Origin of the sequence: Limobrevibacterium gyesilva, from assembly GCF_025989185.1 — a bacterium.
GTDB classification, from domain to species: Bacteria; Pseudomonadota; Alphaproteobacteria; order Acetobacterales; family Acetobacteraceae; genus Limobrevibacterium; species Limobrevibacterium gyesilva.
The window spans coordinates 202,038-219,695 of the sequence record NZ_JAPDNT010000004.1 but is presented as its reverse complement, the minus strand read 5'-3'; the positions used below and the strand labels follow the sequence as shown (position 1 = coordinate 219,695).

At 64.7% G+C, this 17,658-nt stretch carries 16 protein-coding genes and 1 pseudogene; all 17 read right to left on the bottom strand.

Going from position 1 to position 17,658, the window contains the following annotated elements; all coding sequences use genetic code 11:
• Positions 1-87: 87 nt before the first annotated feature.
• Complete coding sequence (locus OL599_RS08900) at positions 88-252, bottom strand: hypothetical protein (protein WP_264713343.1); 165 nt, start codon at positions 250-252, stop codon at positions 88-90.
• Positions 249-1,334: an IS5 family transposase gene (locus OL599_RS08895; protein WP_264713342.1), complete on the bottom strand. Its 1,086-nt coding sequence runs from the start codon at positions 1,332-1,334 to the stop codon at positions 249-251. Before OL599_RS08895 ends, OL599_RS08900 begins: the two co-directional genes overlap by 4 nt.
• A gap of 77 nt (positions 1,335-1,411) precedes the next feature.
• Positions 1,412-1,810, bottom strand: a complete 399-nt coding sequence (gene acpS, locus OL599_RS08890; RefSeq protein WP_264713341.1) for a holo-ACP synthase — start codon at positions 1,808-1,810, stop codon at positions 1,412-1,414.
• Positions 1,810-2,172: a hypothetical protein gene (locus OL599_RS08885; RefSeq protein WP_264713340.1), complete on the bottom strand. Its 363-nt coding sequence runs from the start codon at positions 2,170-2,172 to the stop codon at positions 1,810-1,812. The genes acpS and OL599_RS08885 overlap by 1 nt, the downstream gene beginning before the upstream one ends.
• Positions 2,169-3,173: a nucleotide kinase domain-containing protein gene (locus tag OL599_RS08880; RefSeq protein ID WP_264713339.1), complete on the bottom strand. Its 1,005-nt coding sequence runs from the start codon at positions 3,171-3,173 to the stop codon at positions 2,169-2,171. Before OL599_RS08880 ends, OL599_RS08885 begins: the two co-directional genes overlap by 4 nt.
• Positions 3,174-3,307: 134 nt before the next feature.
• Complete coding sequence (locus OL599_RS08875) at positions 3,308-4,123, bottom strand: dCTP deaminase domain-containing protein (protein WP_264713338.1); 816 nt, start codon at positions 4,121-4,123, stop codon at positions 3,308-3,310.
• A complete protein-coding gene (locus tag OL599_RS08870) occupies positions 4,123-4,719 on the bottom strand; it encodes a hypothetical protein (protein WP_264713337.1) in 597 nt (198 codons plus the stop codon). The genes OL599_RS08875 and OL599_RS08870 overlap by 1 nt, the downstream gene beginning before the upstream one ends.
• Positions 4,720-4,732: 13 nt before the next feature.
• Positions 4,733-5,545 carry a thymidylate synthase family protein gene (locus tag OL599_RS08865; RefSeq protein ID WP_264713336.1) on the bottom strand — a complete coding sequence of 271 codons (813 nt, stop codon included), beginning with the start codon at positions 5,543-5,545 and terminating at the stop codon, positions 4,733-4,735.
• 9 nt (positions 5,546-5,554) lie between these two features.
• Complete coding sequence (locus OL599_RS08860) at positions 5,555-6,190, bottom strand: C1 family peptidase (protein ID WP_264713335.1); 636 nt, start codon at positions 6,188-6,190, stop codon at positions 5,555-5,557.
• Positions 6,187-7,176, bottom strand: coding sequence for an ImmA/IrrE family metallo-endopeptidase (locus OL599_RS08855; RefSeq protein ID WP_264713334.1), 990 nt, complete (start codon positions 7,174-7,176; stop codon positions 6,187-6,189). Before OL599_RS08855 ends, OL599_RS08860 begins: the two co-directional genes overlap by 4 nt.
• 22 nt (positions 7,177-7,198) lie before the next feature.
• Complete coding sequence (locus OL599_RS08850) at positions 7,199-7,555, bottom strand: helix-turn-helix domain-containing protein (RefSeq protein ID WP_264713333.1); 357 nt, start codon at positions 7,553-7,555, stop codon at positions 7,199-7,201.
• Between the two features lie 10 nt (positions 7,556-7,565).
• Positions 7,566-7,937 carry a hypothetical protein gene (locus OL599_RS08845; RefSeq protein WP_264713331.1) on the bottom strand — a complete coding sequence of 124 codons (372 nt, stop codon included), beginning with the start codon at positions 7,935-7,937 and terminating at the stop codon, positions 7,566-7,568.
• Between the two features lie 302 nt (positions 7,938-8,239).
• A complete protein-coding gene (locus OL599_RS08840) occupies positions 8,240-8,569 on the bottom strand; it encodes a hypothetical protein (protein ID WP_264713330.1) in 330 nt (109 codons plus the stop codon).
• Positions 8,569-10,154: pseudogene (tnpC, locus tag OL599_RS08835) on the bottom strand (IS66 family transposase). The gene OL599_RS08840 and the pseudogene tnpC overlap by 1 nt, the downstream one beginning before the upstream one ends.
• A 112-nt stretch (positions 10,155-10,266) precedes the next feature.
• Positions 10,267-10,623 carry an IS66 family insertion sequence element accessory protein TnpB gene (tnpB, locus tag OL599_RS08830; RefSeq protein WP_408886922.1) on the bottom strand — a complete coding sequence of 119 codons (357 nt, stop codon included), beginning with the start codon at positions 10,621-10,623 and terminating at the stop codon, positions 10,267-10,269.
• Between the two features lie 36 nt (positions 10,624-10,659).
• A complete protein-coding gene (gene tnpA / locus OL599_RS08825) occupies positions 10,660-11,106 on the bottom strand; it encodes an IS66-like element accessory protein TnpA (RefSeq protein ID WP_264713329.1) in 447 nt (148 codons plus the stop codon).
• Positions 11,107-11,431: 325 nt separating this feature from the next.
• Positions 11,432-17,404 (bottom strand): DUF3320 domain-containing protein, encoded by a 5,973-nt coding sequence (locus tag OL599_RS08820; RefSeq protein ID WP_264713328.1) that lies wholly within the window; start codon positions 17,402-17,404, stop codon positions 11,432-11,434.
• Positions 17,405-17,658 lie beyond the last annotated feature (254 nt).

The following is a 17,658-nucleotide window of genomic DNA, read 5'->3' as shown; positions in this document are numbered from 1 at the left end:
GATTGGAAATCTAACAGGTTGCGGAAAATCACTAACACCAAGCGGTAAATGTCGCCTCGCCACCATTGTTTAAGCGGATTTCGCCGCTCAATGTGCCATCCGGCTCGAGATCGGGCCGAACGCGATGTGGCCACCATCGCGGCCGAGCCGGAAGTGGGCCGGGCCGAGTATGTCGAGATAGCCGGCCTCCCACAGGTTCATGCCGGTGGTCCGCCACCGGCCCAGCACCTTGCGGACCTGCCGCTTGGTCACGCCGCGCTCGCCAGCAGCTTGGGCAGGCGCACCAGGTTGCAGGCCGCTGCCGTCAGCGTGACGACCCAGCCGACCCGCGCCAGGCGGCGATGCCGGGTGTGGCGCAGCCCGGCCGTCGCCCGGATCCAGCCGACCGACTTCTCGATCCGCTTGCGCAGGTGCTGGCTGATCCCATACCCGGCATGCCGTGTGGTGCGGCCATCGATCGCTGAGCGCCGCCCGGACCCGTGCTGGGTCACGAGCGGCATGACGCCGATGGCGCGCAAGCGGGCAATGTGCTCGGCCGCGTCATAGGCCTTGTCCGCGCCCAGCGTCGCCCGTCGCCCGCGCTTGGCAGCCTGGATAATCGCTTCAACCGTCTCGTGCTCCGCCCGCCCGGTCGCATGCGTGGTGCGGACATCGATGATTAGCCCGTGGCGGTTCTCGATCAGCAGGTTCCCCATGAAGCACAGCCGCGACGGCTGGCCATCCGACTTGCGATAGAGCCGGGCGTCCGGGTCGGTGGTCGGGGCGTGCGTCTCGTTGCTCCGCTTCTCGCCGCGGAAGTCACGCTCGGCGTTGCGGCCGGGTCCAGACGGATCATCGTCGCTGCCGTGCTTGCGCCGAAAGTTCTTCATCGAGGCCCACGCCTCGATCAGCGGACCGCCCACCGAGAAATGCTCGGTCAACAGCAGCTGCTTGACCGCCGGATCGCCCATCACCGCCAGCAGGAACGACACCGCGATATCGCAGGCCAGCAGGCGCTCGCAGTTATTGGTGAACACCGTCACGTCCCACACCGGCGCGTCCATTGACAGGCCGATGAACCAGCGGAACAGCATATTGTAGATGACCTGCTCCATCAGCTGGCGTCCCGACCGAACGCCGTAGAAGGCTTGCGGGAGCAGCGCCCGCAGCAGTTTCTCCGGGGCGATCGAGTTCCGGCCACTGCCAGCGTAGAGCGCGTCGAACTTGGGCGAGAACTGCGCCAGCGCCGCATTCACCAGCGGCCAGATCGACCGCAGTGGATGGTCCCGCGGCGCCAGCACGTCAGGGCTTAAGTAGCTGAACAGCGCCACGCTCTGCTCATCCGCTCCGCGCATGCCGACACCGTCCATCGCTCCCGACATGAGCGACTCAGATTATCGTTTGCGCCGGGAAGCCGAATTTCCGCATTCTGCTAGAATGCCGAGATGACCACAAAGGCCTGCGCCATTTGCTGATCACTCGCGCAAGTGACGTGAAGCGTCGCGCGACGCCCTGTTGGGGTCAGCTGCCGCAGCCGCTCGAACGCACCATTAGAGAGCCGCAGCGTAGCGCAGTTCTGGGTCTGCAAGACTTCGATGTCGCGCCAACCAACTCCGTTCGCGAGCCCGGTGCCCAGCGCCTTAGCGCACGCCTCCTTGCCACAGAAAGCGCGGGTATAGAAAGTGGCGAGATCGACGCCGGACCCGTGCGGTGCTCGCTCATCTTTCGTGAATAGCTGCTCGAGGTACGCGTCACCGAAGCGGCGCAACGAACGCCTGATCCGTTCGATATAGCAAAGGTCCGTACCAGCGCCAATGATCACTGAGCCCACTACCAAACCGCTCGAATCGACAGGCCAATCGCCACAAAGGCCGCGATCCAGAGAATGATTGCCGCCCCCGCACCTCTGGCCCGCAGACCAAGCACGTCGAACTCTATTGGCCCATCGATCGCGCGTACAATGCCAATCAGGAATAAGGCGAGCACTGCCGCCGCGGGAACTCCGATCAGGACGGCCCCATGTCGCGCGACGAGGCCCCCCAATTCCATGGCGGGCACCTCGGCGGCCAAGCGCCACAGCCGCCAGAGGACGACCAAGCCGATTGCCGCCAACCCGCTGAAGGCAATGCGAACTAACCAGCCCAGCTGTGGTTGAGCAGGTGGGATCGGCGGGGTCGAGTCGGTCTGGCTCATAACAAGAGACCCATTTTGCGGCGGGTCGCCGCGGACGCGCCCGCCGTTTCGTGATCGCCCACCTTCAAGCCCCAGCGCGGTGGATACATTGGGACAGGCAGAGGTTGCGGATCGCGCCGATAGCTCTGCTTGATGCGGGTGCGACCCGACAGCCCCGGATGGTCTGGGTGGGCGACACGCGCATATTTTGAGATTTCACAGAACAGATTCTGACAATCAATCGGCTTCAGGCGACGCCCGTACAGGGTCGAAAACGCCAGATTGGCCGCGGCGAAGGCACGTTCCTGCTGGTCGCACGCCCAAAAGATCACCGCTTCCGCGTCACGCCCCCCCGTGTTCGAGAAGCATTTGGCGATGCCGTCGAGCGCGCCCGGACCGGCGACCACAAAGTCGTCTTCCGAGCGCGTCAGCAGCGTCGAGTAATTGAGGTCGATCGTGTACTGGAACGCCAAAAACCGCCCGATGCCGGAATAGCGCGCCAGCTGCTCATAGACGACGCGCAGCGTGGGGGCCTGACGGACCCGCTCGGGCAGCCGGTCCTCCATCATCTGAGCCAACAGCGCCAGATGGTTGGCGTGCTTGCGCGGGTGGCCGAACGCCGGGGCAGGCATGATATAGGCTGCCGAGTAAATCCGCTTGCCCTGCGCCATCAACTCGTCGAGCGTTCGCGCCACGGCGTTAAGGTCGGTGGTCTCCCACACGATCGGGCCAAGCTGGCGCTCCAGCGCTTCCCAGGTCTCGACTCGATTGAACAACTTGAACAGGAGCGTGCGAAAGAAGAGCTCTGGCGGCGTCGCCGGCCGATCCGGGTGATACTGCACCTCGCGGATCAGATACTGGCTCACCCGATCGCTGGCGCGATAGGCGTTAGTGAAACGATACATCGCCAGAACCGGATCGTCCGTCCAGGGACCGACAGGGTCGCTCAGTCGCCGGAAGAACATGGCCTGGCGTTCGGCCGCAAACCGCCAATAGCTGTTGAAGACAGGTGTCGGATCCATAAGTCCCTAAACTGGTGCGCGCGAGGCGGCCCGGCGAGCGGCCTGATGGTGCATCGCCCATACGCCGAACTAAAAGTCGGCTCAACCTAGCGGGCTTTGGAGACGCCGTTAACTCTTCGATGACGGCCATCGCGTCAGGGTTTGCCCCCGGCATGAGGTGGGGGCGCAGAGGTATTCCCCTGCGGGGTCGTCGCGCCAAGTGGTCGCGCGGCGGGCGGCGTACCCGTCGGCGGGGCGGGGACCGCACTGGTCGCGCTGGTCTGCAAAGCAGTGCTGGCCCGGCTCAAGGAACAGTCTTTAAGCCCAAGCGTCAGCACCGCACCTACCACGAGCGCCGTCGCCCATTTCAGCACCGCCTGCTCGCGCTCGACCACGCTGACGCGGTCGCCCACCTTCTTGTCGTTCTCGTTAATCTTGGACAGCAGGCTCGCGAAGGACTGTAGGCCGCCAGCGATCGGGCCAGTCAGCTCTGAGGGGATGCTGTCGAACCCGTTCTTTATAGGGAGATCCGATGGCTGGTCCAGGTCCGCGTACCAAATCAGGAAGCACTCCTCACCTTGCGACAAATGCACTGGTCCAGGCCCGGCATTGAAGATGGAGAAGAGCAGCCGTCCCTCATAGGCGGGATCAACGTGGAACCCCGACACATTGACCAGCCCACGGAACTTATACTTGGCTCGGATCGAGATGAAGGCGATCGCCTCCTTGGGTACCTTGACCCGCTCTTCGGTCAGGACGAAGCCGAACTGACCGGCCGGAATGGTGAAGCCTTGGCTGAAAGTGAGTTGGGTCTTCGGCTTATTACGGGGATCATTAGGCTCGCCGGTCGGCGAGACATAGACCTCAGAACCGATTCGGAGGCGATAGGCGGCCCGATCCACACGCTGGGGATCATAGTCGCTGATCAGCGCGCCCAGCTGCGCCTTCAGGCGCTCGCCGCCCCAGAACATTAGGCCTCCCCTCCCGCACCTTCCCGATAGTGGCCATCGAAGATCGAGCGGGTCTCCACCTCGCGGATGCGCGCCCTGTAAGCTTCGGCGAGATCGAGTTCACGAGCGCTGGCTTCAACCAATACGGCCTTCAAAATGGCGACATTGCAACTCCGCATCAAGTCGCGAAACGGCACGCTCTCCAGATGGTCCCAGGACTCGCAGGCCTTGGCGAGTTGACCATTTTGCCGGGCAAACGCCCGCACCAGCCAGAGCGGGTCGGCGTCGCTCCGCGCGAGCTCTACGGTCAGATCGGCGCCCAGGGCCGGAAGGGACGTGGCAGCGACGGCAGCCTCACCGAGCTCGCCGCCGAGGTCCTGGTTCAGGGTGTTGGCGCTAGCGAGCGAAATGATGAAGGCGTCTGTGAGCGTCTTGATGAGCCGAGCCTCATCGCCCGTCTCCGCCACTTCGAAGAGATGGGCGGTGTATTTCGCGTTATGCAGTGCCATGTGCTTGATGCGCTGCGCGAGCGGCAGGATGACGACGTCCTTGTGATAGGCCTCGTCATGCTTGAGCTGTGTCCATTGAAGCGCGAGAAGTTGGTCCCTGACGGTCATGACAGTCGCCCCTTCAGGCCGCAGCCGCGCGTGTCGCGTCGTAGATTGCGCGGCACCGCGCGATCAGCCCATCGACGTCCCGCTTGCCCCAGTGGCCACCGATGCCGGTGCCAGATCCGGTATCGAGGCGAGCAAAGGTTGAATTGATGGTCAGCGGCCCGAGTTCGAGCCCGGTTTCCCGCGCGAGGAAGTATTGGAGCCGGCCAAGGCCGACCAGGTTGCCGAGGAGACGCCGAACATAGTAGTGCGAGCGGTAGGTCGCATTGAACCGGACCTTGCCGTCATGCACCTTGATGCTGAGGTGGCTGAGGCAGGGGCCGCCGTAAAGGCGCTTGCGATCCGTCGCCGGGTCGTAGATCGGGATGTCGTCCTCGAACAAGCGGCCCTGGCCAAGCTCGAATGACGCCCGGTACTTACCGTAGTTCTTGATCTTCTCAACCATCTGCTCAAGCGGGTTGAAGGTTGCGCCATTGAAATCTTTCTGGCGCAGGATTCGCAGCGCGTAACTGCCCCAGTTACCGTCGTCGCGCGCATTATGAATGGCACGGATCTTCGGCGGAAAGTCGTCAAAGACGCCTCGCGCGCCGCCATGCAGATACTCGTCGAGCGGGAAGATGGTTTCCGCGACGGTGTGGACGCCAAAAGCCCCCCGCGACTTCAAGAAGCCATCCACCTCGTTGTAGACGGCGGCGTCCTGTTCGGACAGCTTGGTAGGTTCGGCCACGTGCAGGAAGACGTCGAAGTCTTCCCCGTCTGGGCAGCCGGTCAGATGCTCAACCGCGGCGAGCCAAACTGCGGGAACCGTTTGGCCCTTGATCAATTCCATCGCAACCTCCTAGGTCAGTACAGCGGTTTCATGAAGCTGGCGGTCGACATAGGCACGAGAGAGCCAGGCGTAGCCGCCAAGCCCCCAGCTCTCACCCCAACTGTTTCGGATGAGCAGAGCGGGTGTGCCGCCGGCGCCGACGTTGTGGCCAATGGCGAGTACGGCGTGACCGCCCCGCTCGGTGTCAGGATTTTCATCCCGAACCCGGCCGAAGACGTCGGGGCGGTAGAAGGCGTCGGTAATGACGAGACCGAGGATGATCGGCCGCCCCTGATCGAGCGCGGCGATGATGTCGCCAAAGATGAACTTGCCGGGCACGATCGTTGCCTTGTGGAGCGTTGTGGTGACCGCCGGTGGCGCCCAGGGCGCGACCTGGATGGGGCTATAGGGCCAAGCGGTCTCGACCGGCTGCCCCGCATCGGCCAGGGCCGAGGCGGTCGCCGCCATCGTCGTCCCGGCCGACGGGTCCGAACCCGGGGTGCGCGCGACAGCGTGGTAAAAAAGAAACTCGACCGAAAAATGCTCGCCGGGCCTGGCCTGATGCTCGTGTGCGGTCGAACTGGCGAAAGCCAGACATGACTGGCGGCGCCTCTGGTGTCGGATCGGCAGCAAGTCGGGACGGAGATCGACGGTCGGAACGATCAAGGCTGCAGTCCCAAGCGACGGCGGTCGGCGCGCGACAGGCCGCCGAGTTCAGGGCCCTGCAGCGCCAGTGCGACCGAGAAGGCAGGATCGTCCGCTGCACCGTTCCCCCACAACTGGGTCTCGCGCAGGGTCACGGTGCCAACACCGGCCGCTGGCGGCCGGGCGATAAGGATGCGCACCGCCCGCGCGCCGTAAAGAAGCGGATCGCGGGAGAAGGCCGACTCGTCGGACAGGATTAGGTAGCCCGCCCCCCGGAGGGCCTCAACTTCCCATTGGTAGCCGCTGCCGGCGGCCTCCTCGAGCTCGATGCGAAGCAGGTCGTCCGGGTTGCCGACGACACGGGCCCCGTTATCCTTGTTAGTGAGCCGCCAGACATCCGCCCAGGAATTCCTTGGCTTGAACTCGCCGCCAAGCTTCGATTTCAGCCGCGCAACGGGCACCTTGCGCAGTGCGTCCACCTCGCCCTGTGGCAGAATCTGGTGGCTGACGAGTCCCCAGCAGGTCGCCTCATAGCTCGCCCCCATGCGAAGGGAGAGCTGATAGACGACATCGGGGTTGCGGAGGTGGCCGTTAACTGTCCAGCCCTGCGACCGGATATGGTGCCGATACAGCCAGCGGGGCAGTAGAAACTCGGCGGCGAAGGCGTCGGCCGCAACCTCCTGTAGATCTCGACTACCGGTCGGCGCGAACGGGCCTCGCTCCAGGATCTCGCAGTCGACGCTCCCATGGTGCTCCAGGATGACATGGCCCAGCTCATGCGCCGCGGTGAAGCGCTGGATGTGGAGGCCGCGACGGGTTGTCACCATGATGCCGCGAAGCGGTGCCGGCAGGCACAGCCCTAACGCCGAGGTGAGCGGCTTGAACACCAGCGGAATATCAAGTTCCCCGATCGTCTCGAATACGTCGATCTGCCCGGCGTCGCCGGTCACCCGCCGCTGTAGGTCCAGCTCGCGATGCACGCGCTTTGCTGCGGCGATGGCGTCCAAGCGTACGGCGGCGGCGGGCGACCTAGCCACGGCTGGCACCCCGTGGACTGCGCGCCTGGAGGAACTTGGCAAAACGTAAAAGCTCGTCGCGATCTTCGGCCGACAGTTCCGTGGCGGCGCGCGCGAGCGCTTTTACACTTTCAGGCAATGGCCGCGTCTCGGCAACGCCGGTGAGCGCCTCGATTGACTGACCATAAATCTGAGCGAAGCGAGCGAGTTCGACTGCATCCACCTTGCGGCGGCCGTTCTCCACCAGCGAAAGTGCTGAGCGCGAGAGGCTTACCGCCTTGGCGGCCTCCTCCTGCTTAAGTTCAAGATACTCACGGGCTTGCCGAAGCCGATCGCCGATCTGGCGCCACCTCTCGGTTTCGTCGCTCATGAGATCACTTTCATACCTTCTCCGGCTCTCTAATCGTCTTGCGCTTCTTCACTTTGATCTCGCCCGCGAATACCTTCTGAAGCTTGGGCACGATGTCCGCAATCATCTCGTCGCAACTAGCGTAGCCCCCCGCCTTGATGATCTCGGGCGGCAGTTCAATGCCAAGCACCTCCTTGGTGACAGACGTCGCATCGATTACGCGCTTGGAGTCGATCGCCGGACGCATGGCAATGATCGAACCGCCGCTGCCGGATGGCGCGCCAGCCGGGACAGTGCCGTCGATCGATGCGGTCTCTTCCTCGAACCAAGCCTCAAGCGCACTGATGAGAAGAGGAGTCTTTGCGTTGAAGATCTCCTCCAATTGATCCTTGGTCGCGTCCATATGTACGTTTCACGTTCGATTTTCAAACATGATATATCGCACGCGCACGAAACGTCAACGCGCGAGCGGATGTTAAAAGCCGGTGTAGACCGTCTGCGCCAGGCGCCTCTCTTCGCCCCGCCCGTAGGAGCCAGCCCGACCAGGCCCAGGATATCGAAAGCCGCATCATCGTGCGAATGGACCGCGAGGATACTCTTTGGCCAAAGCCCTGCGCCGCATAGAGATCAACTCCCCAGCTATCTGCGTAAGCGTCGCGGCCCCGACACGTCACGTTTTCATTGACGGGTGAGCACGTCAGTAGGTCAGCGCGGCTGACGCTGCAGGTTTTTGACCCGGCGCTTTTGGTATGCGGTGATTTCTCGCGCCGAAGGCAGGCGGGCGTCGAAGCGCAGATGGGTGATGGAGACGAAGGCTGTCTTTTCGACATCCGGCCCGAGATCCAGTTTGCAAAGGATGCCGCCCTCGTTGCCCATGTAGTGGAGCAGGATGACCTGGCGGCTTGTCGGAATGGAGCCGCTGTGATTTTGCTCGCGGAGTGATGCCTGGAGTTCCGGTGTCAGGCGGGCGGGGAACGGCAGCGCCTCGATCAGCTTGTCGAGCAGGTCCATCGCCGTGATGGGATTGTCGATCATCAGGCGGCCATGGCGGACGGCTCTGCGTTCACTGCCAGCACGTGCTCGGGTTGCCAGTTCCAGGGCAGCAATGCCGGCAATTCATGAGCTTTGGTCCGCCCGGACACGATGCGCCCCAACACGTCGGCCAGGTGGGACATCGGCTCAACACCGTTCAGCTTCGCCGTGTTGATCAGCGTCATTGCGATCGACCAGTGCCGGGCACCGCCATCCGGGCCCGCGAACAGTGCGTTCTTACGGCGGAGGGCCACGGGCCGGATCGCGCGTTCCACAGCGTTCGTATCCATCTCCACGCGGCCGTCATCAAGGAACACGATCAGGCCGGACCAGTGACGGATCGCGTAGCGCATCGCCTCCGCCAAGTCCGACGCGCCGGAGACACGTGGCAGATGATCCTGCAGCCAGTCATGCACGGCCTCCACGATCGGTCGGCTACGCCCCTGCCGCACGTCGCGGCGATGTTCGGCGGGTCGACCGCGTATGTCGGCCTCGATCTCGTAGAGCGTCCGGATGCGCCCCAGCACATCGGCGGCGAGCAACGAGCCTGTGGACTGGTAGATTTCGTAGAAATTCCGGCGTGCATGTCCCTCCGCTGCCATTCTACGCGCTGCGTACGCGGAACCTTGGGCAGCTCCGCCCAGCAAAAGGCCACGCACACCGCGCCGTCGGCCACGATCGCCAGTCAGCCGTTTGAACCCGGCATAGCCGTCCACCTGCAGCACCCCGTTGAACCCCGCCAGAGGGGCCGCCGGTCGGATGCTGCGGCGATCCTCTGCGTAGACATAGGCAGCGGCCGGTGGCTGGGGCCGCACCAGGGCCGATCGTCAACCGTGTAGCACCACAGGCGGCCCGTTTTGATCCGGCCACGGCCAGGGTCCAGCACCGGCAGGCTGGTGTCGTCGGCGAACAGCTTGGTGGAGGACAGCACCGTGCTGACCACCAGGTCATAGACCGGCGTCAGCCACCAGCAGGCGCGGCCGACCCAGTTGCTCAGCGTCGAGCGGTCGAGGCTGACACCCTGACGTGCAAGCATCTGCGCCTGGCGATACAGCGGCAGGGAGTCACAGAATTTGCTGACCAACACATGCGCGATCAGTGCTTCGGTTGCCATGCCGCCATCGATCGGCCGCTCCGGCGCCGGTGCCAATATCACGGCGCCTTCGCAGGCGCGGCAGGCATAGCGCGGACGACGCGTGACACGCACGCGCAACTAAGCAGGCACGATGTCGAGTTGCTCGGCGCGCAGCTCGCCGATGTTGTGCATGGCGTCGCCACAGCAGGGGCAGGCGGCGGGCTCGGCATCGAGCACCACCTCATACCGGGGGAGATGGGCAGGGAGCGCACCGTGATTGCAGCTCAGCCGCTCGGCGCGGGGCTTGGCAGCCGCGGGCGTTGCCGCCTCTTTCCCAGCCTGGTTCTCGGCGATCGTCTGCTCCAGATCCTCCAGCCCGAATTGCAACTAATCTGCCGTGAACGGCTGGGACCGGCGGCCGAACTGGCGGCGCGTCAGGCGCCGGATCAGCAGGCGAAATTTGTCGTTCTCGGCGTGCAACTCACCCTGTTGATGCAGCACCGCGCGCAGCATTTGCTGCAGCAAGGTGGGGTCGTCCGGCAGGGTGTCAGGTCAATCTGCACGCCCCAATGATGAACAATGCCGTCGCGCCGGAGCCAGCGTTTATCGCGACCTGGGAGTGGTTTTACCCGGCCAGCTCCGGCCTACGGGGCCGCGCCGGGGCCCGCCACTCGCATCCGTCGAGCAAGGCGGCCAGTTGCACCGACGTCAGCGCAATCCGGCCAGTCGTGGTGGCTGAAGGCCAAACGAACTGCCCCTGCTCCAGCCGTTTGATCAGCATGCACAGCCCCACGCCGTCATGCCACAGCAGCTTGATCAGCCCGGCGCGCCGACCGCGGAAGGCGAACACGGCGCCGCCGAACGGATCCTCCGCCAGGTACTGCTGCACCAGCATCGCCAGCCCGGTCATGCCTTTGCACATGTCGGTGACCCCGCACGCCAGATAAACGCGCAGGCCGGACGCAAGCGCGATCATCGCCATTCCAGCGCACCCAAAACCCGGCGAAGCGCGCGGCCATCAACATGCGCATCCACGCGCACCACCACCCCGCCCCGACGGTACAAGCTCGATCAGCCCATCAGGCCGAACGGGCAGCGAGGGCGCAGGCGGTGGCGATGCCTCCACGGGTGTTGGATCGGGGGCCGCCGGCTGCGATGAATCCGCCTCCAGCTCGACCTCGGCAAATCGCGGCATAGAGCGCGTGACCATCGCGCTCTGCACGTTCAGCAATTCCCGGCGCCACGTATAGAGCTGTCCAGAGCTGATGGCGTGCTTGCGGGCGACCTCCGTCGGCGTCAGCTCGGGACCCAGGCTCTCCGCAACGATCTCGCGCTTCTGCTCCGGCGTCCAACGTCGCCGCGGCTCGCCGCGCGTGATGATTTCCACCCGCGCGTTACGACCGCTCGTACGACTGCTCGTACGAGCGCTCTCATCCGTTCCGAGCGGCGGCAAAACTTCGTCCATCGCCGACTTGCATCACAGACGAACACCGCGCCGCAATGTGTCAGCCTCGCGACGCTTACGAGGGGGCCGACGGTGGCGATGCTGTGCTCCCATCGTGCCGGGAGACTGCACGCCATCGTGGCATGCTAAATGCTAAACCGCCGACAGTGCGAATGCGGCGGGCGTCCACTGCCGCGAACAGGGCTCGGACTCAAGATCGAATGATGGTGGGCTGATTCTCGCCCCCCGGTGACATCGGCACTTCCGATACCACCCTTTGCATCATGATCTAGTCGGCGCGCAGCGCCGAGTAGGTTGCTGATCTCGATGGGCCGACAGATATCGGTCAGGCAGAACGTGCGATGGCGATAGCCTGTTTACATCGCTCTCGCGACACTTCCCGAAGCTGCTGCAGGCCACAGGCGTCGCGCATGCGCATAAGGACCATTTCGTCGTCCTGCGCCTCGTGAAGGCAGTCACGAGCCAGCACGGCAAGCTCCTCAATCGGGATTTCGTTTGGATCTCGATTGGCCCCAGGAGACGGTCGGCGGAAGCGATTCCATGCGCCTGGATCCGAGTTAGTTGGCCACACGAAGGTCCCGGCGGCATCGCGGCTCCGCGCAGATCCCTCGGGTATCGACGCGATGATCCGCTCCTGGATCTCACGCCCGGCACGTTGGAACCCATGCGCGCGCGCGATCCGTTGGATTAGCCGATCCTGACGAAGCGGCCCGTCGGCTCTGAGCTCAAGCCTGACCAACTCAGTAAGACGCGACCTATATGCGTCGTCGTAAAACCGCTCCGGCTCGGGCAACGCGCCTGTCCGGCCCCCTTCGCTGTCGTCCACGGCGCTGGCATCTGCGTTCCCGGCTGCCCCGACACGTTCGTAAGACGGGACTCCCGGCGCGAGACCATCAGGCCCGGCGATGCGCTCACTATTCACGACGGGTGCAGGCACCTCCTCGTCGCGGCGAGCCCTGGCTTCTGCCAGGGCGAACCCCAACGCCGCGTGCAGGCGTTCTGTCTCCCGAGCGGCATTCGTCCACCAATCTGTGGACCATATCCGCAGGATCTTCCAGCCAAGGTCCTCCAAGACAGACTGCCGCAGCCGGTCGCGATCTCGTGCAGTAGCGCCTCGGTGATAGGTGGCGCCGTCACATTCCACGCCGGCGAGGAACGCGCCGGAGGCGTCGGGGTCTACCACGCCGAGGTCGATCCGGAAGCCCGACACTCCGATCTGCGAATGTACCGTCCAGCCACGTCCCCGAAGACGCTCGGCGACCGCCACCTCGAATGGGCTTTCATGATCGCCAAGCGGTCCTGTCGCAGTGGCAGCAAATGCGCGGGCACCCTGGTCAGCGAAGGCAAGAAACTGTTTGAGGTGGGCGACCCCGATCGCCGAGGTCCGCGACAGATCGATCTGGTCGGGGCGCAGGCTGCCGAATACGATCAACGACTGCCGGGCCCGTGTCACCGCGACATTCAGTCGCCGCTCGCCGCCAGCCTGGTTCAGCGGGCCAAAATTCATTGCCACCCGCCTCGTGGCGTCCGGTCCATAGGTAAGCGAGAACAACATAACGTCGCGTTCCTCGCCCTGCACGCCTTCGAGATTCTTCACAAGCACCGGGTCAGGTGCGTCGTCCGAGAAGAACGGCTCTAGCGCCGGATCATCGCGCCGCGCGGCATCCAGCAGATCCTCTATCAGACCCTGCTGCTCGGCATTGAATGTGACGATGCCGACCGAACGTGTCGGCCCGCCCGCCAGCGTTTCCCGCAGCACCGCGAGCGCTTCGGCAACCACGGCTCGCGCCTCTGCCTGGTTGGTACGTGCGCCGGCACGCGCATAGACACCATCCACGACATAGCGGAATGATACCGCCGTATCGTGCGTCGCCGGCGAGGGAAAGGTTACCAACCGCCCGCCATAATAGGCCTGGTTGGAGAATGCGATCAGGCTCTCGTGCCGGCTACGGTAGTGCCAGTTCAGCTCGACCGCGGGTACGCCTACACCGAGGCACTCATCGAGGATAGATTCGAGATCCTGCACCTCGACGTCGACCGTCTCGCCGCCCGCGTCGCCGTCAGGCAGCTGTCGCTCAAAGAATCGTGTCGGCGGTAGTTGCTTCGGATCTCCCACCACTACTACCTGTCGGCCGCGGCCGATCACCCCGATTGCATCCCAGGTGGCAATCTGCGACGCCTCATCGAAGATCACGAGATCAAACGGCTCGGCTTCCGTCGGCAGATACTGCGCCACCGAGAGCGGGCTCATCATCAGGCACGGGGTGAGACGCCGGAGGGCCTTCGGCATCCGCGCAGCAAGCTGACGAACCGGGAGATGGCGTTGGCGTTTTGCCAGCTCCCGCGCTAGCACGGTATATTCCGGATCGCGCTCGCGCTGCGTCGAATCTGGAATGCCGTCGGTGAGCCGCGCTCGCGTAAGCCGTGCCGCCAGTGCCACCAGCCGTGCGTCCAAAGCCCGGAAGCGTTCGATACGCGTCGCATGCTGAGCGGCAACGAAGCTGCGGAGCCTTGGAGCATTGGCGACCGCCAGACCGATCCACCAGCGGGCGTAATTCGCCTCGAATGTCCGTGCCGCATCCGCGGGAGCAACCAAACCGGCTTCCAGCGCCCGCAGCAGTGGCGTCAGGCCAACAATATCCATCCGCTGGGCGACACCGCGCCAGTTGCACCAATCGCGCAGCAGCCGGGCCGCTCCCGTCCAATCCTGCAGATGGGTCGCCAATGCCGTTGCCCAGTCTTCCCGCGCTGGGTCGAGAATGGTGGTTGGGTCCGAGCCACATAGCGACGCAAGTAGCTCCAGGGACGCATGTGCCTCGGCCGACGCGGCCCGCAACCTCTCGAGCACGGTCCCGACCGTTCCAGTCGGAGCCAGCAGGTCGGCGCCGTCGCTCACAAGCCGATGCAGGTGTTCACGCAGCTTCAGCAGCGACACCGGATCGATAGCGCAGGCCGCAGCAGCGGCACGCAGCCGCCGTGCCCAGGCAAAGCCAGCCTCGATGCGGGCAAAATCGGTCTCCATCCCCGACCAACGCTGCCCCAGCGATGCCGCAAGGCGAGGACCAGCAGCAGTTGCAGCCGCCTCGATCCGCTGCATCTCGATGAGCCGTCCAATCTCGGCCCCACACTCCTTTGGCACCGGCCCAAGGGCCTCAACGCCAAGGCGGCGGCGTAGGGCGCGCTGCGCTATTGCGCGGCCTATCGCCCAGCGATCGGTTGCAATCCGCCATGCTTCCTGCAGCTCAGCGAGCGGCAGTGCCGTTGCGCCAGGCCGCCAGGAGGTTTCGAGCGTGGTCCGAATGTCGCGATAACGAGTGATCCGGCTGGCCTCGGCCCGCACCGCGTCCATGGTGACTTCCGCATCGGCGGTCAGGGCCCATGCCCCATCGATCGCAGCCGGTTCGAGCAGTACACTCGCCAGGACGTCGAGGGCCAAGATCGAGGAACGCGACAATGAAGGTGTTGCCAGCCCGATCGCCCGCGCTGCCGCGCCAGCGGCGTCTGCCAGCACCAGCAGCCGCGCCGCGGTTCCGCCGGCGGCCTCAAACAGGCGCGCCTGCCAGGGCGGCGTCCACTCCGTGATCTCGATGCCGGACAGCGAGGCCGCCGAGACAACGTCGCCCAGCTGCGCAAGAGTCGCCGCGGCCTCTTCCACCTGCTCGACGAGGCGCTGGTAGCCGCCCGCATCGTGGGTGTCTGGGTCCGGCCAGGCAAAGGACACCTCCGGCACCCCGCCGGTCTCTGCGCGCAGCACGCAACCGATCGCCCGAAACGGCGTCCAGCCATTGTGGCCGCGCTGGTGCAACTCTCGTACGTAGCCGTTCAACTCTGCACGCAAGGCTGCGGCTTCCGCGTTGGCAGTATGCCACTCTTGGGCATCGAACGTTTCTCGCGCCTGCTGGGTGCGATTCAACTGCTCCAGTACCGCCACCTTGCTGGTCTTGGCGGAGAAAAGATCGAGGCAGAAATCGTCCAACTTCACCTTGCGTAGACGTCGCTGTACGACCTCAAGCGCCGAGCGCTTCTCGGCCACGAATAGAACGCTGCGGCCCTGCGCCAACGTGTTGGCGATGATGTTGGCAATCGTCTGGCTCTTACCAGTGCCGGGCGGCCCGATCAGGACGAAGCTCTTGCCGCCGGCCGCAGCTGCGACCGCACGGAGCTGAGAGCTGTCAGCCTCCAGCGGACAGACCAGATCGCCCATAGCCGCGTCGATGTCCGGCGCCGCCTGTTTCGTCGCCGTATGGTCTCCCCGAGCTTGTGTGCGGTCCTCCGATCCGTCCATCAATCGACGCGCTATCTCGCTCTGGCGCAGTGCGTCGGCACGGTCGCCAAGGTCCTTCCACATCAGGAATTTCGTGAACGAAAGGTTCGTCAGTGTGACGTCGTCGGTCACTTCCCATCCCGGCACGTCGCGCAGCTTACCGCGGAACGTATCGAGCACGCCCTGGACATCCACCCCGGCGTCATCCTCCGGCGGCCGTTCGGCTTCGAGTGTCGGGAAACGCAGGGCGAACTCCTGCTTCAGCATTTCTAGCAGGGTGGCATTGATTCGAGTCTCGTCGTCATGCACCCGAAGGGAGAAGCCTGAACGCACACTCGGGCGCTCCAACACCACCGGCACCAGGATGATAGGGGCGCGATAGGGCGCGTCCTTGCCCTTCTGGCGCCAAAGCAGCGTGCCAATGGTCAGGAACAGCGTGTTGGAGCCGCCTTCCTGCTGGGCCGCTCGTGCCGCACGATAGATCTCGGTCAGCACCGCCAGCAGCGACGCCTCGTCACGCCCGGCCACCAGCTCTCTGCGCGCCAAAGCGTCGCGCGCGAACGCACGATCCGCCGGCTCCTGTAGGCGCGAGCGGTGCAGGCCGGCGCTGCGCGGATCGGCGCCAGTCATGAGCTCTGGCCAGGAACGGAAGCGCAGCGGCGCCGGCCTGCTCCGGCCGCGCATCTGCGCCAGTAAGTCCTCCAGCTTTGCGGGCTCGGGACAGTCAATGGCGAGCGCTTGCTTGCCGCCGGTGCGCAGGTTCAGCAACCGGTTGCGCCCAGAGATGTCTAGCAGACGCTTGCGCCAGCGCGCCAATCGATCGGCCGGGGTGGTCGCTTCATCCTGCGCCTCCGCGAGCGGCTCGTCGCGCAACGGCGGCGGCTCCTCCACGGGCAGCTCCGGCAGCGCCGCCCCCTCCGCCATCGTATTTGGCTGGCGCGCGTAGCCGTCGGCGACCGTTGCGAGCGGCCGGATGCGACGCTGCCGGGCTCGGTGCACGTCGATCACTGCTTCGAATGCCGCATCCTTGTCTGCCACCACATGCTCGGCGCCGGCCTCACAGGCGCGGGTGAAGCCGGTGCGGCCGCGGCCACAAACCAGCGTAGTCTCGAACAGCAGCAGATCGTCCAGCGCCAGTCGCGTGCGCAGACCAGGGGCGTCGTCGGCGACCGAGGATCCGAAATCGTGCCTCGTTAGCCACAGCCCCGTGAAGGCATGTCCCTTCACAACCACGATCACCGGGCGCAGTCCCATCGCCTCAATACAGGCGGCGAACAGCACGGCCAGATCGAGGCACGTCGCCAGCCGGTCCTTCACGACTTGCCGGGGCGGTCGGATGCGTTGCCCCGTCTCCTCGAAGGAGGGCGGCGGATTCACATAGCGAATGTCGAGCGCACAGATCGCCCGCCAGAGCGCCTCCACCTGTTCCCAGATCCGCGTCTTGCTGGTGGCCTGGTAGCCCTCCAGCGCATCCGGTTTGCCGAGCGCACGCAAGTGATCCGAAGTTTGACGGAGGAGTGTCGCGACCTCCGGATCATTTGGTTCTACGAAGGCCGCCAACACGTCCGGGATGCCGCCCGTGCCGCCCCATTCATTATGCGCCAGCACGCGAAGATCGCGCTGCAACACGGCAACCGGCGGGCTGTCAGTCCCATCTCGTCGCGCAGTCAGCACCACCGTCGCACGGATGGCCTCAGTCAGCGCGGTCAGCTTGGCTCCGTCAACCATCACATCCAGGTCCGGGACCACCCGGATCTGGCCGGCAGAAACATCTTGGAGCCGCCACGTCCGCGGATGGATCAGCGGCGGCTCGCAAGCCAACTCCAGCGTCACATCGCCTAGATCCGCCCCGCCACCCGCGATGAACGTCAACTCCGAGATGACGGGCACATGGTTCTGCCAGAGCGCGGCATTCAGAGCCGGTTGGAGGCCGACCGCCAGTGAGGCCGGCTTGTCATGATCCAAGCAGCCTTCCGCGGCGCCGAAATCCTCGCAGGTATCAGTCACATCGTCTGCATTTCGTTTCTCGTCCATTCCGACAAAGTTCGCAGATTTCCGGCAGTTTGCAAGAGGCAAGAGCGCCGTATTCGCAGGAATGGTTCGGCCCGGTCACGTCACGCGCCGCCCGCTCAACTCACCCCGATGAAGGGTTAACGCCGCTACACCACATCGCCGGCGTGAAGCTCAGCGATGGGAGTCGGCGGAGGTGAATTGGACAGCTGCGAATGTTCCCTGCCTCACGGGTTAGCCCGAACTTCTCACGACCGGGGTATATCGAAAGAGCGGGC